10 protein-coding genes are annotated in these 15,417 nt (G+C 71.1%); 2 read left to right on the top strand and 8 right to left on the bottom strand.

All coding sequences use genetic code 11. The features are described from left to right. The first annotated feature begins 833 nt into the window (after positions 1-833). Both EAS64_RS42740 and moaA read left to right on the top strand, forming a co-directional pair. Positions 834-2,009 (top strand): baeRF2 domain-containing protein, encoded by a 1,176-nt coding sequence (locus EAS64_RS42740; RefSeq protein ID WP_145862439.1) that lies wholly within the window; start codon positions 834-836, stop codon positions 2,007-2,009. Between the two features lie 118 nt (positions 2,010-2,127). Then, positions 2,128-3,117, top strand: coding sequence for a GTP 3',8-cyclase MoaA (gene moaA, locus EAS64_RS42735; RefSeq protein ID WP_145862438.1), 990 nt, complete (start codon positions 2,128-2,130; stop codon positions 3,115-3,117). A 1-nt stretch (position 3,118) separates the two neighbouring features. Here moaA and EAS64_RS42730 read toward each other — a convergent pair whose 3' ends face one another. From EAS64_RS42730 to mobA, 8 genes are all read right to left on the bottom strand, one after another. Further along, positions 3,119-3,922, bottom strand: coding sequence for a hypothetical protein (locus EAS64_RS42730; protein WP_145862437.1), 804 nt, complete (start codon positions 3,920-3,922; stop codon positions 3,119-3,121). 137 nt (positions 3,923-4,059) lie between these two features. Beyond that, positions 4,060-6,012 carry a selenocysteine-specific translation elongation factor gene (gene selB / locus EAS64_RS42725; protein WP_145862436.1) on the bottom strand — a complete coding sequence of 651 codons (1,953 nt, stop codon included), beginning with the start codon at positions 6,010-6,012 and terminating at the stop codon, positions 4,060-4,062. Next, positions 6,012-7,421: an L-seryl-tRNA(Sec) selenium transferase gene (gene selA, locus EAS64_RS42720; protein WP_246116162.1), complete on the bottom strand. Its 1,410-nt coding sequence runs from the start codon at positions 7,419-7,421 to the stop codon at positions 6,012-6,014. Before selA ends, selB begins: the two co-directional genes overlap by 1 nt. A 65-nt stretch (positions 7,422-7,486) precedes the next feature. Next, the gene (locus EAS64_RS42715) at positions 7,487-8,818 is read right to left on the bottom strand and encodes a hypothetical protein (protein ID WP_145862435.1); all 1,332 of its coding nucleotides are present in this window, start codon (positions 8,816-8,818) and stop codon (positions 7,487-7,489) included. Positions 8,819-9,136: 318 nt separating this feature from the next. Further along, entirely contained in the window at positions 9,137-10,084 is a 948-nt protein-coding gene (locus EAS64_RS42710; protein WP_145862434.1) for a 2Fe-2S iron-sulfur cluster-binding protein, read from the bottom strand. A 13-nt stretch (positions 10,085-10,097) separates the two neighbouring features. Further along, entirely contained in the window at positions 10,098-12,038 is a 1,941-nt protein-coding gene (locus tag EAS64_RS42705; protein ID WP_145862433.1) for an NAD(P)H-dependent oxidoreductase subunit E, read from the bottom strand. Next, on the bottom strand, positions 12,038-14,011 hold the full coding sequence (locus EAS64_RS42700; protein ID WP_145862432.1) for a molybdopterin oxidoreductase family protein: 1,974 nt from the start codon (positions 14,009-14,011) through the stop codon (positions 12,038-12,040). The genes EAS64_RS42705 and EAS64_RS42700 overlap by 1 nt, the downstream gene beginning before the upstream one ends. A 289-nt stretch (positions 14,012-14,300) precedes the next feature. Continuing rightward, on the bottom strand, positions 14,301-15,218 hold the full coding sequence (gene mobA, locus EAS64_RS42695; protein WP_222850042.1) for a molybdenum cofactor guanylyltransferase: 918 nt from the start codon (positions 15,216-15,218) through the stop codon (positions 14,301-14,303). Positions 15,219-15,417: the final 199 nt, after the last annotated feature.

Raw genomic sequence — 15,417 nt, 5'->3', positions numbered from 1 at the left:
CGCCGGCAGCGGCCCGCAATGCCCGCAGTTTGACGAACCCGGTCAGCTGCCCCAAGATGATCCGGCAGCCGCACGGTGGTCCCTAGGTCGTGGCAACACCCTGGTCCCATGCTCCTGGCAAATGACACGCCCGTAACTGGTTCCCGGAAGAACGAGTCACCCGATGGCCTTGGAGGTGTTCGCGTGGAGTTCCGGTTCCATGCTTCGCGACCCATTCGACGAAACCACGTTGGCAGACGTTGAGGCCCTGGCCTCTTCGGAGGTCCGGAAAACTAGTCACTTACCTAGTGCCTACGACCAGTCTTCACCCGACCCGTCGCGACAGCCTCAAGGTCAGGGGTTCGGCGGTCGTCCACGCGGGCTGCGCCCAGCCTCGACGAATATTCCAGCGCTGTCTTCGCCCTTGCACGGGTCGATCAATTTGCCGGAGCTAGCTGGATCCGCGCGTCTTCTGAGAAGGGAACGGGATGGGAACACCCGTGCCGTGCACGAGCGGTCTCGTCCCGTCCCCACCGATCCCGCTAGATCCCGGATGACCTTGGCAAATGACAGTGCCGAGCAAACTAACTGCACGGTCGTCCTAGCTGAGCCTGGTCTTCAAAACCAGGGAGCGGCGTGCCGCGTCGCTGGCGGGTTCGATACCCGTCCGCCTCCGCCACCAGCATTAACGCCGGATGAGGTGCGACCTGGGCACTTCCTGCCGCTCCCGTGCACCGGCAGCTAGCAGCATCTCGATCTGCGCCGCGTCAAAGTAGCGAGGGCCCGGTCATCACTCTACGTGATCAAGCGACCCCGGTGTGGCCTCGCCACTGGCCGCCGGCTGTGATAGGACCATGGCAGGCAAGACGACGATCACGGTTCCGCTTCTCAGGCTCGGTCGGTTGCAGCTGGATCCCGCGTTGCGCGACCTGCCGCTCGGTTCGGCCTCACCCGGCCTGGTGGTGACCGCCACGGTCCCGGTACCGGATACGCCAGCGGACCGGTCTCATGCATGGGATGTGGCCTGGGCCGATGCTGTCCGCGAGGCTAGTCAGCTGGGTGCCGATCAGGACACCGCCCAAGCGCTGACCGTCGGCGCCGGCCAGCCCATGACGGGCGGCACCCGAGTCGTGGTCGCGGCGCACGGGGAGGTTCTGCTCGCCCGGTGGCTCCTGTCCGAGGCCGGCGAGACCTCGGTGCAGGCCGGCCCGCTGCCGCACCTCCCGGAGGCGGCCGCCGCCGCGGCGCGGCGGCCTGCCTACGTGGTCGTGCTGGCAGACCGTGACGGCACCGACATCATCGCGCACGCCAGCGGTGACCAGCAGCCTGGCGAGCCGGTTCCCGTCGGCCGCCGTCCCGGCACGCAAAGCGATCCTCATCCAGGCCGGCCGCCCGGGCAGCTCCACGGCAAGCGGCATGTCACTGACAGGGAGCCGGAAAGCGGCGGCCAGCAGAACGCCGAGTTCATCGCCGCGCGCGTGTCCCAGGCTGCGGACAGCGTGGACGCGCACATTGTCCTTGGCGCGGGTGATCAGCACATTCTCGACGCTGTCGCCGCTCATCTGCCGGAGTCGCTCAGGCCGGTTACCACTATCGCCGGAGGCCGTGAGCCCGATGGCCGCGACGATCACCTCAGCGCCGCGATCGGCGCCGCCCTCGACGACATCACCGCCGCGGCCATCAGCGCTCTCGCCGATCTGGTTGCCCAGCGCGCTGAGGGCCCACGCCCAGCCGCGGTTCGCGGCATCGCGGCCGTCGCGGATCAGCTGGCCGAGCAACAGGTCGCTGTGCTGCTGCTGGCGGCAGACGTGGCCCGCGACGCCGACCCCGGCGTGAGCTATCGGATTGGGAGCAGTCCGACCGAGTTCCTCGTGGGCGAGTCGGACGCGGGCACCGAAGTGCCGCTGGAGGACGGCCTGATCTGGGCCGCGCTTCACCAGGATGCGATCATCGTGCAGCTGCCGGAACGCACCGGCCCGCTGGCCGGAGAGCCGGCCGCCGCGCTGCTCCGCCGCGGGTCTTACGCGTAAGCGGGTTCCCGGAGTTCCACCCGCGCGGCGACTCAAGGTCACCGCAACCAAAGCAAGCGTCGCGCAACCTCTGATTGCACTGTTTTATAACCGCGCATTTGGCCCGTAGGCTGGGGAGATGCTCACTGACTCCTACGGGCGGGTGGCGACCGATCTGCGGGTCTCGCTCACCGATCGGTGCAACCTGCGGTGCTCCTACTGCATGCCGCCCGAGGGTCTGGACTGGCTGCCGGCGCCCGAGGTGCTCACCGGCGACGAGCTGATCCGGCTGATCAGGATCGGCGTCGAGACGCTCGGCATCAGGGAGGTCAGGTTCACCGGCGGCGAGCCGCTGCTCCGCCGCGACCTGATTGAGATCATCACGGCCACCGCCGCGCTCACGCCGCGGCCGGACATCTCGTTGACCACCAACGGGATCGGCCTCGACCGGCGCGCGGTCGCGCTGCGCGAGGCGGGCCTCGACCGGATCAACGTCTCACTCGACACGCTGCGGCCCGAGGTGTTCAGGAAGCTGACCCACCGCGACCGGCTCGCCGACGTGCTGTCCGGGCTCGCCGCGGCCGCCGCCGCCGGGCTCACCCCGGTCAAGGTCAACGCGGTGCTGATGCGAGACCTCAACGAGGACGAGGCGCCCGCGCTGCTACGCTACTGCCTGGAGCACGGTTACGAGCTGCGGTTCATCGAGCAGATGCCGCTTGACGCGCAGCATGGCTGGAAGCGCACCGAGATGGTCACCGCCGGCGAGGTCTTCCAGACCCTGTCGGCCGCGTTCGACCTTTCCGAGGACGCCGAACGGGTGCGTGGCGCCGCCCCCGCCGAGACGTTCCTCGTCGACGGCGGCCCGGCCCGCGTCGGGGTGATCGCATCGGTCACCCGGCCGTTCTGCGGCGCATGCGACCGGGTGCGGCTCACCGCCGACGGGCAGATCCGCAACTGCCTGTTCGCCAGGTCGGAGAGCGACCTGCGGGCGCTGCTGCGGTCTGGCGCCTCCGACGAGGAGATCGCGGCGCGCTGGCGGGCCGCAGTCGCCGCGAAGCTGCCGGGGCACGGGATCAACGACCCGACGTTCCTCCAGCCGGACCGCCCGATGTCGGCGATCGGCGGCTAACCTAAATCCCGAGTTGGCTGCCGTCGATCGACTCCGCGGCGGACGGCGCGGTGATCGTCTTGGCGCTGTTGTAGTCACCGAAGGTGATCGAGCCGCTGCCCACCTGCGGGGCGGTGATCTTGAGGAGCAGCGGCGTGGCCACGTTGGACACGGTGGCGATGCCCGGCTTGCCCGACTGGGTGATCTGGTAGGCGGGCGCGCCCTGGTAGGTCACGGGGACGGCCGTGAAGTTGTGCCCGGAGGGCTTCGGCAGCGAGCTGAACAGCCCGTTGAACGTGCACACGGTGGCGAGGTTGGCCACCTGCTTGTCGCTCGCCTTCACCTTGATGTACTTGTCGGCGACGAGTGCCATGGCCTGCTTGCTCAGGTGCAGGCTCTCGTAGAAGGCGGCGCTTGGCATCAGCCAGATGAAGCCGCCGGTCTGCACGATCTTGAATGTCTCTGTCTTCGACACGGAGATCGTGCCGCTGCAGCCCTGGTTCTTGACCAGGAGCAGGTTGAACGAGACAGCCTGGCCCTTGGTGGCGCTCGTGCTTGTGCTCTGGCCCGCGACATGGACGCTGCTCGCCGCCCGGGTGTTCGCGATCGCCTTGGCGGCGAGCGCGGTGGCCGCCGCGCCGGTCAGCTTCCCGGTGGCGGCGACGCCTGGGCTGGCGCTGGTGGTCGACGGCGCGGGGGCGGTCGTGGTGCCGGTTGCTTGCGACGCCGGCGATGTGGCGGCTGGCGGCGCGCTGGTGGTCGACGAACTGCATCCGCTCGCCAGGGCCACGCTTACGACCGCGCCGGCGACGATGGCGTAGCTCACGGGAGCCCTCCCGGGCACCCGGAATCGCAGTGTGCTCATACGGTCCCCCAACCTCCGAGTCACTTCACGTACTGCTACCCAGTTGACACGATGAGTAACTAATCGTCCTGATGGGTACCGGGGCCGCGAAGTGCGCGTTATGCCCGCAGGCGGCGCAGGTCGCCGGGGAGACGCTCGGTCACCCTGGCCCTGTCCAGGTACTCGAGCAGCGGTATCGCCACCCGCCGCGAGGTGCGCAGCGCCTGGCGTGCCTGGGAGGTGGTGAACGGCTGGTCGAGGCCGGCGAGCACGCGGGCCGCCTGCTTGTCGGCGCCGGGCGCGAGCACCACCAGGTCGGCCACCCGGAGCAGCAGGCCGACGCGCGCGGCGGCGGCGAGAGCCCTGGCGTCGAGTCCGAGCTCGCGCAGCCGCTCGGTGTCCGGCGCGGCGAACGGGTCGCCGGCCAGGTCGGCGAGTACCGCCGCGACCGCGTCGGCGATCCGCGCCGGAAGCTGGCCGGCTGCCGCGGGGCTCGTGGCCGGTGCCTGGTCGCCGGCCGTTTTCCCCGCCTCCGGCCCGAGGGCGACGGCTTCTGGCGCTGCCTGCTTGCTGAAGATGCGCAGGTAAGCGCCGTCGAGCACGACGTCGCCGCCGGCCAGGGCGGGCACCAGGTCGCGGGTGGGCAGGCCGAGCGCGGCGCGCGCGGCCTCCGCGGGCATGCCGGGCGCGAGCGGGTCCCTGGCGCAGAACGCGGCGACGGCCTTGGGCAGTTCCGCGCGCAGCCACGCCCAGTGGGCGGGGTCGGCCAGCCAGTCGCCGGCGACCGGCGCCGGCAGGCCGCCGATGCCCGCGGCGGCCAGCTGGGGTGCGCGCAGGAGCTTGTGCCTGGCGAGCAGGTCCGCCGCCGTGGGCACGTCGGGCCAGGCGGCGAGCTCGCGGACGGCCGCGGCGCCCGCGCCGCGCTTGGCAAGCGGGGGCGGGAACGGGTCGAGGACGCGCGCGCCGTAGATGGCGAGCCCCGCGGCACCCGGGTCACGCAGTATCACCCGGTCGCCGGCGTGCAGCGGCAGCGGCTCGCGCAGTCGCAGCCGCGCGTAGACCGCGGCTGAGCGCCGCGGACCGCCCTCGCCGTCGCGATCCGCGTCACCCGCCGGCTCGCCCGCGCCGTCCGGCTCGCCCACGCCGTCAGGCTCCGCCGTGCCGAGCAGCCGGACGTGGGCCTGGGTGCGCGCGGAGCCGATGTGCAGCAGCAGGCTCGGCGGGAACCTTGGCCGCGGGTCGGCCGCCGCCGTGGTGATCCTGACGTCGATCTCGGCGGTGAGCGTCCAGCGGCCCGGCTCGATCAGCGCCATGCCGCGCTCGGTCACGCCGGCCGGGATGCCGCGCAGGTTGAGTGCGACCCGGGCGACGCCGGTCACCGCGTCGGCAGGCTCGCCGAGTGCTTCGAGGCCGCGCACCCGGACGGAGCGGCCTGACGGGGACAGCAGCAGTTCCTGGTTGTTCCTGACCGTCCCCGCGGGCAGCGTGCCGGTGACGACGGTGCCCGCCCCGCGGATGGTGAACGACCGGTCGATCCACAGGCGGACGGGCGCCTCGTCACCAGGCGCCGGGCTTAGCGAGGCGACCAGGCGGGCGAGCGCGGCCCGCAGCTCGTCGAGCCCCTGGCCGGTGACCGCGCTGACTTCGATGGCCTCCACGGCGCCGAGGCTGGTCCTGGCGATCTCGGCCTGCGCCTGGCGGCTCGCGGGGCCCGGATCCGCGAGGTCGCAGCGGGTGACGACAAGCAGGCCGTGCCGGACGCCGAGCGCGTCGACGGCGGCGAGGTGCTCGGCGGACTGCGGCATCCAGCCGCCGTCGGCCGCCACGATGAACAGGACCGCGGGGACGGGGCCGAGCCCGGCGAGCATGTTCGGCACGAACCGCTCGTGGCCGGGGACGTCGACGAAGGCGAGCCGCTCCCCCGTGGACAGGGTCATCCAGGCGTAGCCGAGGTCGATGGTCATGCCGCGGCGGCGTTCCTCCGCCCAGCGGTCGGGTTCCATGCCGGTGAGCGCGCGCACCAGGGTGGACTTGCCGTGGTCCACGTGCCCGGCGGTGGCCACCACGTACATCAGTGGCCCGCCGCGAGCAGCACCGCGGTGACCAGCCGCTCATCGTCGGCCGGGTCGACCGACCGCAGGTCGAGCAGCAGCGCGCCGCCGGCCACCCGGCCGGCCACCGCCGGGGACTCGCCGCGGCGGACGGCAGGCCCGTGGCGCAGCGCGGTGGCGAGTTCCTCCGGCAGCGCGATCGCCACGCTCGGCAGGGTGACGCCCGGCGCGCCGCCGCCGCCGACCGCGGCCTCGGCGTCGACCACCCGGGCGGGAATGTCGTGGGCGGTGAGAGTCGCCGCCAACCGTTCGGCCCGATCGGACAGGGCCCCGGTGAGCGCGGTCAGCGAGCGGGCGACCGGCGGGAGCGGACCGCTGATCGTCGCCTCGAGGGCGGCGAGGGTCAGCTTGTCGACCCGCAGCGCCCGGGCGAGCGGATGGCGCAGCAGCGTGCGCACCAGGGGCTCGTCGCCGAGGAGAATGCCCGCCTGCGGTCCGCCGAGCAGCTTGTCGCCGCTCGCGGTGACCAGGTTCGCGCCCTGGGCGAGCGAGCTTGCCGCGTCCGGCTCGTCGGGCAGCAGCGGGTGCGGCGCGAGCAGGCCTGAGCCGATGTCGTGCACGAGGGTGACGTTCAGCGCGGCGAGCTCGGCGACTCCTGCCTGCCTGGTGAAGCCCTCGACGCGGTAGTTGGACGGGTGGACCTTGAGTATGAAGCCGATGCGGTCGGACAATGCCTGCTGGTAGTCCTCGACGGTGGTCCTGTTGGTGGTGCCGACCTCGCGCAGCCGCGCGCCGGTGGAGGCGAGCAGGTCGGGGAGGCGGAAACGGTCGCCGATCTCGATCAGCTCGCCGCGGCTGATGACGATCTCCCGCCCGCCGCCCGCCAGCGCGGTGGCGGCGAGCACGAGGGCGGCGGCGTTGTTGTTGACCACGCCCGCCGCGCCGGCGGCGGGCACCGCCCGCCGCAGCGCCTCGATGACGCCGCGGCCGCGCTGCGGCGACCTGGCCCCGGTGTCCAGGTCGAACTCGATGTCACAGGTGCCCGCGGCGGCGAGCAGCGCGTCCCTCGCCGCCCTGCTGAGCGGCGCGCGGCCCAGGTTGGTGTGCACGAGGACGCCGGTGGCGTTGATCACCGGCGTCAGCGACGCAGCCGTCGCGGGCAGCTCGGCGACGGCGGCGTCGGCGACCCGGTCCGGTGTGATCTCGCCGGCTCGCGCCCGGCCCTGCGCGCGGGTGACCGCGGCCTTGACCAGGTCCCTGCCGAGCCGGTCGGCCGCCAGCCGCAGCCGCGGGTCGGCGAGCAGCTGGTCGGTCCGCGGGATCTGCCGCAGCAGGGCGCGGTCGGGCGCGGCCCTACCACCGTGGCCAGTACTGCCACTGTCGCCAGCACCGCCGTCGCCGCCGTGAGCGCCGTGAGCGAGGTCATCCACGCTGGTGACCCTACTCCGCGCGGCGTGCGGCGGACACCGCGAAGCTGGCGCAAGCTGAGCTGGCGCTAGCTGAGCTGGCGCAGTCCGTCGAGCACCTGGCGCAGGACGTCCATCGATGGCGGCTCGTGCTTGCGTACGGAGCCCTGCGACCGTCCTGGCACGCGCCGCGCAGGCGGGGGATCAGCGGGCGCCGCGGGCACGGCCTCCAACGCCGCCCGGGCCGGCCCGCGCCGCGGCTTTGGCGGAACGACGGGCGGCGCGGCCTCCAACGCCGCCCGCGCCGGCGCGCGCCGCGCAGGCGGGGGATCGGCGGGCGCCGCGGGCACGGCCTCCAGCGCCGCCCGCGCTGGCGCGCGCCGCGCCTTCGCGGGAGCAGCGGGCGCCGCGGGCACGGCCTCCAACGCCGCCCGGGCCGGCCCGCGCCGCGGCTTTGGCGGAACGACGGGCGGCGCGGCCTCCAACGCCGCCCGCGCCGGCGCGCGCCGCGCCTTCGCGGGAGCAGCGGGAGGCGCGACACGGCCTTCGCGCTGTGCCCGCACGGGTACGGCGGGCAGCGCGACACGGCCGTCGCGCTTCGCCTGCTGGGGCACAGTGGGCGGCGCGGCCTCCAACGCCGCCCGCGCCGGCACGCGCCGCGCCTGCTCGGGAACGCGCCGCGCCTGTGCGGGGACAGCGGGAGGCGCGGCATGTCGGCGGCCGCCGACCCGCACCGGGGCGCACAAGCCGGCGCTGACAAGGCTGCCCAGGCAGTGGACCGTGTCGGACAGGGACGCGCCCCTCCGCATGGCTAGCTCGCGTGCGGACACGCGATCGCCGATCTGGCAGGCGACCGCCCACTGCTCGCGCGTCAGGACCGTTGAAGAAGCCGCGAGATCGCGCGGTGCCACCGCGGTGGTCGGCTCCAGGCCATATTCCGCCATCAGCTCGGCCCCCCTGATGGCCTCACCGCGCACGAGGTCGAGGGTGAGCCGCGGGAACAGGTCGGTCGGGGCGAAGACGGCTGGCCTGAAATGGATTCCCGCGACGGGGGAATCCGGCCTGAGCGGGATCGTCAGCACCAGGAACGCGTCGACGACGATGGACTCGATGATCTCGTGCAGTTCGGCCATGGTCAGGTAGCCGTGTCGTAGCACGAGCCCGGCGGCTATGGCGTCGTCTGTCTCCGGGCTTGCCGGAGACTCCCCATCGTCGAGCGAGGGCGCGATGGCGCGCAGCCGGGCGGCGAGGCCTGGGACCCAGGACGCCCTGGCGAAAGTGATGTGACCGTCCTCCAGGTAGATGCGTCCAGACGGATCTCCCTCGATCTCGAGTACTCCCGACTCGGCCGCCTCCACCAGATCCTCGATCACGGCCATGACCCCGGGCCGGACCAGCTCCTCGTGTATCGCTACTACCACCGATTACCCCCGATGAGCAGATATGAAATTTGAATTGCCCGCATCGCGGCATTGCCCCCAATGTCGCGTTCTCCGTATAGCGTTCAAATCGGACAAAATACTCTGCCGACTTTGATTGAACGCCAAGGCGAGCGTACCGTTTCCACCGGTCCCGAATAACCCACTCTGAGGTAACTGTTATATGTCGCTATGGGCAGTGTTGCTCAGCGCAGAGATATACGATGAGCTTGACCAGGTCTTATAACTTAAAGTAATTGAGAATTACTTTAAGTTATGCATACCTTTGCACACTCGCACGTGCCGCTGCAATTAGCCGAACTACTCTTCACGGCGGCGGCGCTGGACGAATTCGAAGCCGAAGCGGCCCTTGACGCAAAGGTGGCCGTGGGTGACCTCACTGTCGAGCGGTGAAGTGACCTTGACGATCGTGTTGTCCTGCACGTGCAGGTCGAGGTTGCAGCCGACGCCGCAATAGGGGCAGATGGTGGACGTTACCGTCTGGGCGGACTCGTCCCAGGTGCCCGCCTGGCGCATGTTGTACTCACTCGCGGGCATGAGCGCGCCCGTGGGGCAGACGCCGATGCAGTTGCCGCAGTAGACGCAGGCGGAGTCCGGCAGGGTCACGTCGAACTCGGTGGAGATGCGGGCATCGAAACCGCGGCCGGCGACGGCGATCGCGAACGTGTTCTGCGCGTCCTCACCGCAGGCCTCCACGCACTTGTAGCAGAGGATGCAGCGGGAGTAGTCGCGGACGTAGGCCTCATTGTCGATCTTGACCGGCTGGCCGACCGTCGCGGCCTCGGCCGTACCGGCCGCTGGGTGGTGCTCACCCGGCCGGGTGGCGTCCCGCTCCCCCGCCTGATGGTCCGGCTCCGGCGTGCCGTACCTGGCCGGGTCGACGCCGTACTCGGCGATCCAGCGCTGCACGTCGGCCGAGGCGAGTGACACGTCGGCGGACGAGGCGAGGAACTCGAGAACCATCTTCCTGCTCGTCTTCACCCGCTCGGAGTCGGTGTGCACCTTCATGCCGGGCTCGGCCTTGCGCGAGCAGGCGGGCACCAGGGTGCGCGAGCCCTCCACCTCCACCACGCACACCCGGCACACGTTGACCGGGGTGAGGTTCTCCAGGTAGCAGAGCGTGGGGGTGTCGATGCCCTGGCCGCGGCACGCGTCGAGCAGCGTCGCGCCCTCCGGCACGCGGACGCCCTTACCGTCGATCTCCACGTCGACCAGGCGCTTCGGTGTTTCAAGGAACACTGAGGTCATCGCGGTGAGCCTTTCAGGAGTCGGCACCAATGAGGCCAAGCTTGACGGCCGACTCGACGGCCGACAGCGCCGTCTGGCCGAGGCCGCAGATCGAGGCGTCGCGGGCCACCGAGCCGATATCGGACAGCAGCGCGAGCTCGCTCGTGACGCTGCCCAAGGGGGTGCCGCTGACGAGCCGCGCCACCAGTTCCTCCTGTCGGACCGTGCCGACCCGGCAGGGCACGCACTGGCCGCAGGACTCGTCGCGGAAGAACTGGGTGATCCGGCGCAGCAGCGCGGTCAGGTCCACCGTGTCGTCGAGGACAAGCACGACGCCTGAGCCGAGGGTCGCGCCCGCCGCGCGTACCCCCTCGAAGGTGAGCGGCATGTCAAGGGCCTCGGGGCCGACGAACACTCCGGCCGCGCCGCCGAGCAGCACCGCGCGCAGCGGCCTGCCGCCCGCCACGCCGCCCGCGCCGTCGATCACGTCGCGCAGCGTCACGCCGAAGTCGTACTCGTACAGGCCGGGCACCGCGACGCAGCCCGACAGGCAGAACAGCCTGGTGCCGGTCGACGCCTCGGTGCCGACCGCGGCGAACGCCGGGCCGCCTACCCGCAGGATCTCGAGTACCGACAGCAGCGTCTCCACGTTGTTGACCGCGGTCGGCTTGCCGAACAGGCCGGACTGCGCGGGGAACGGCGGCTTGTTGCGCGGCTCGGCGCGCTTGCCCTCGATCGAGTTGATGAGCGCGGTCTCCTCGCCTGCGATGTACGCGCCCGCGCCGCGCCTGATCTCGATGTCGAAGGCGAAGCCCGCGCCGAGCACGTCCGCGCCGAGGAAGCCGTGCGCGCGGGCCTGGCCGATCGCGTGCGCCAGGCGGGCCTCGGCCGTCGGGTACTCGCCGCGGATGTAGATGTAGCCCTGTTCCGCGCCGCAGGCGTGGCCCATGATGGTCAGCGCCTCGACGAGCGCGTACGGGTCGGCCTCCAGCATCACCCGGTCCTTGAAGGTGCCCGGCTCCGACTCGTCGGCGTTGCAGACCACGTAGTGCGGCCGGACGGGGTTGCCCGCGACCGCGTCCCACTTGATGTGCGTGGGGAACGCGGCGCCGCCGCGGCCCATCAGCTTGGCGTCGCGGACCTCGCGGATGATGCCCTGGGGGCCGAGCGTGATGGCGCGGCGGAGCATCTCATAGCCGCCGGCCGCCCGGTAGGAGCCGAGGGATGACGGGTCGATGTGGTCGAGACGGCGCAGCAGCGAGACCGTTCCGGCCGCCGGTGCGGGTGCCGTGGCTTGAGTTGAGTCAGCCGAACCCGTTCGGGATGATGCTTGCGATAGTTGCGGGACGAGGACGCCGAGGGGGACCTCCGCCGGTGACTCGCCGGCGGTCAGCGCGTGCCAGATCGCGTCGGGGGTCACCGGGGCGATGTCGCGCCGTGCGACGGCCGCGCCCGCCCGCTGGATCAGCGCGGCGGAGCCGCGGTCGCACTTGCCGAGGCAAGGCGAGCGCTGCCAGGTGACGGCAGTGCCATTAGACATGGGGCCGTTCAGCGCGGATTCCGTGCCCTCATGGCCGAACCTGCGGGTCATCTCGGCGCACAGTTCCTCCGCGCCGGCCACCTGGCAGGCGACGTCGTCGCAGACGTGCACCACGGCGCCTGGCGCGGGGCTGGTGCGGAACAGCGCGTAGAAGGACGCGACGCCGTACGCCTCGGCCGGCGGCACCGTCAGCCGCTGCGACACGTAGTCGAGCGCGCCAGGGCTGATCCAGCCCGCCTGCTCCTGCACCGCGTGCAGCACGGTGATCAGCAGGTGGCGGCGGTCGCGCGCGGCACGGCCGCCGAACGCGACGTGCGCGTCCTGCGCCCGGCGCTCGCCGCCCTCCCACTGGGAGGCAGGCGGCCCGAGTACCTCGTCGACGGCCGCGCGCTCGGCGTCCGTCGCTGCCGCCTTAGCCGTCAGGCGCAGATCCACTAAGAACTCACCTCTGCTGTCCTCAGTCTCTCTAGGGTGGCGGCCGTCTCCTCGGGTGACGCCTGCTCCACCCGGATCGCGGTCGCCTTGAACTCCGCGGTGCCCGACTTCGGGTCCCAGGTGTCGAGGGTGAGGATGTTGATCTCCACCTGGTCGGGGAAGTGCAGCGTCATGAACGCGAGCCCCTCCCGCAGCGTTTCGTCCACTAGCACGGGAGCGGTGATCGAGCCGCGCCGGGAGGTGATCCTGGCGATCGCGCCGTCGGCGAGGCTCAGGTTGGCCGCGTCCTCCGGCGACAGGTTCAGCGACTCCGGCTGCCGCAGCGGCGTGGAGAACTGGTTCGTGGCCACGCCGGTGTTGTAGGAGTCGAGACGGCGGCCCGTGGTGAGCCTGACCGGGTACTCGTCGGTGAGCGTGTCCAGCGGGTCTTCCTGCTCGACCGGGCTGAACGGCGCGGGCTTGCCGCGCTTGGCCGGGTCCTCCTCCCACAGCCTTGCGTGCAGGAACAGCGTGCCCTCCGACTCATCGTCCGGACACGGCCACTGGACGCCGCCGAGCCGCTCAAGCTTTTCGTAGCTCATGCCGCGGTGCATCGGCGACAGCTCGCGCAGTTCCTCCCACAGATCCTCGGCGCTCGGGTCGCCCCAGTCGTAGCCGAGCCGCTTAGCGAGTTCGCCGATGATCCAGATGTCGTCGCGGGCGCCTTCCGGCGGCTCGATCGCCTTGCGGACGCGCTGCACGCGGCGCTCGCTGCTGGTGACCGTGCCCTCGGACTCGCACCAGGACGCGGTGCCTGGCAGCACCACGTCGGCCACCTTGGCGGTGTCGGTCAGCACGATGTCCTGGACCACAAGGCAGTCGAGGCCCTCGAGCATCTTGCGGGTGTGGTGCGTGTCGGCCTCGGAGTTCATCGGGTTCTCGCCGATGACGTAGGCGCAGGTGAGCTCGCCGCGCTCCATGGCGTCGAACATCTGCGACAGGTGCATGCCCGCCTTGGGCGGGATCGGGACGCCGTACTTCGCGCCGAACCGCTCGCGGGCGTCGTGGTCGAGCGCGATGTCCTGGAAGCCGGTGAGCTTGTTCGGGATGGCGCCCATGTCCCCGCCACCCTGGACGTTGTTCTGCCCGCGCAGCGGCACGAGCCCGGAGCCGTACTTGCCGACGTGCCCGGTCAGCAGGGACAGGTTGATCAGCGCGAGGACGTTGTCGGTGGCGTTGTGGTGCTCGGTGATGCCGAGCGTCCAGCAGATCTGCGCCCTGTCCGCCCTGGCGTAGTCGTGCGCGAGCTGCCTGATCAGCTCCTTCGGCACGCCGGAGTCGCGCTCGGCCCGCTCGAGCGGGTACCTGGCGACCTGCTCCTTGTACGCCTCGAAGCCGACCGTGGCGCGCCTGATGAACTCCTCGTCTGTCAGGCCTGCCTGAATGATCTCGTTCGCGATCGCGTTGGCCAGGCTGATGTCAGAACCCACATGGATGCCGAGCCAGGCATCCGCCCACTTCGCGGTGTCCGAGCGCCGTGGGTCAACCGAATACATCTTCGCGCCGTTGCGTATGCCCTTAAGCACATGGTGGAAGAAGATCGGGTGCGCCGCGCGCGCGTTCGTACCCCACATGACGATGAGGTCCGCGTCTTCCGCCTCCCGGTAGGAGCAGGTGCCGCCACCCGCTCCGAATACAGCCGCCAGACCGGCGACACTGGGGGCGTGTCAAGTGCGGTTACATGAGTCGATGTTGTTGGTTCTCATGGCGGCCCTGGTGAACTTCGCCGCGGCGTAGTTCATCTCGTTGGACGCCTTGGAACAGCTGAACACGCCGAAGGTGTTGGTGGCGTCGTTGTCTCGCGCCCTGGCGAATCCCGCCGCGGCGCGGTCGAGCGCCTCGTCCCAGGTCGCGGGGCGCAATTCCCCGTTTTCCCTGACGAGCGGCTCGGTCAGCCGTGTCAGCTTGCCGGGGTCCGTCCTCTGCCTGCCCAAAGCGCGCACCTCCGTCCAATGACGCGGACTGTCTGCGGTATGCGGACTGTCAACTAGCTAGATTTACGCTACTACCAGGCAAATCGGCCGTCGATAACGCGAGCGGCAGCCTGGGGAGTCGCCCAGCGGCGACCCGCCCGCCTTGTCGCCCGCCACAGAACCCCGGTTCCTCGTCTCTGTTTCCGTGAGCTCCGGGGCTGTTATCGCCATTATCCGCAGTATCCGCCCGGCCTGGACACTACGCAAAGCAGAGGCCGTGCGTGATTCCGGCCACCGAGCGGCCGTTCTGTCATGGCGCGGGCGTAAAGAAGACAGTGTCGCCGGCCGCGAGCGGGACCGAGGGGTCGCGGGTGATCAAGCCTTGGTTGATGGGGCCTTGCTTGATGGGGCCTTGCTTGATCTGGCCGTCGTTGATCTGGTCGCTGTTGAGCGTGGCGGTGACGTTCCGGCCGAACGGCAGGCCGACCGTGATCGCAGCCGCGCCGACGGTCGCCGCACGGACTGCCCGCGGGCCCGCCGGGCGGCCGACGTTAATCAGGGTGCCGAACAGCTGGACGGTCACTTCTGGCGCCGGCCGCCGCCTAGCCGCCTGGTAGTCGTCGAGGGTGTTGACGTTCAGCAGTGAGTCCAGGTCCGGGTCGCTGGCGGCGAGCACCGGGTCGGCGAGCAGCACCGCGTCGTCGAGCCTGGTGACGGAGCACTCCGCGAACAGGAACGCGGGCCGCAGCCTGTCCTGCGCTACGAGGCGCTCGGCTAGTTCGGCGAGACTGGTGCGGTAGGCGGCGGCCAGGGGTTGCTGGTAGCCGCGGGCCACCGGGAGCGCCACGTCCGGTCCGTCTCGCGGGCACGCGCGCGGCGCGTCGAGGGCGGACAGCACGCGGCTGACGAAGGCCGGGTGGAGGAATGGCAGGTCGGTGGAGGTGACGAACGCGGTCTCCGCCCGGCCGCGCAGCACGGCGAGGCCGGCTGCGATTCCCTGGACCGGCCCCTTCCCTTCCCGCGGGTCGTCCACCACGACCGTCCCGGCCGGCAGGTCGGGGAGATCCTGGCCGCTCGCCCTGACGACGACGACCGGGCCGCCAGTCGCGCGGGCGAGGATGCCGACCGTCCGGCGCAGCAGCGTCGATCCGTGCCACTCAAGCGCCGCCTTGGGCGTTCCCATCCGCGAGGACCGCCCGCCAGCTAGCACCACACCGCCCGACGTCACGGTCCCAGCGTACGTTCGGCGGCCGGGCCGCTGATGTCATGCCGCCTCGCTGCCGCGTTCCGCCTCGCGCCTGCGTCGCGCCGGAATGTCAGACCCTCGCAGTAGTATTCGATTAGTAACTGAAAGATGATCTTTCCTTCGAACGGGGGCGTTCATGGACTGGCAGGCAAGCGGCGACTGGCAGGGCGGCACGCCCGGC

It is taken from the genome of Trebonia kvetii (assembly GCF_007827045.1).
Lineage (GTDB): Bacteria > Actinomycetota > Actinomycetes > Streptosporangiales > Streptosporangiaceae > Trebonia > Trebonia kvetii.
Note: the sequence above shows the minus strand (reverse complement) of the source record. Positions and strands in the feature narration are given on the sequence as shown.

Coding starts and splice junctions, on each gene's coding strand:
- EAS64_RS42710 (WP_145862434.1), bottom strand. CDS start 10,084: ATGACCTCAGTGTTCCTTGAAACACCGAAGCGCCTGGTCGACGTGGAG.
- selB (WP_145862436.1), bottom strand. CDS start 6,012: ATGTACGTGGTGGCCACCGCCGGGCACGTGGACCACGGCAAGTCCACC.
- moaA (WP_145862438.1), top strand. CDS start 2,128: ATGCTCACTGACTCCTACGGGCGGGTGGCGACCGATCTGCGGGTCTCG.
- EAS64_RS42740 (WP_145862439.1), top strand. CDS start 834: ATGGCAGGCAAGACGACGATCACGGTTCCGCTTCTCAGGCTCGGTCGG.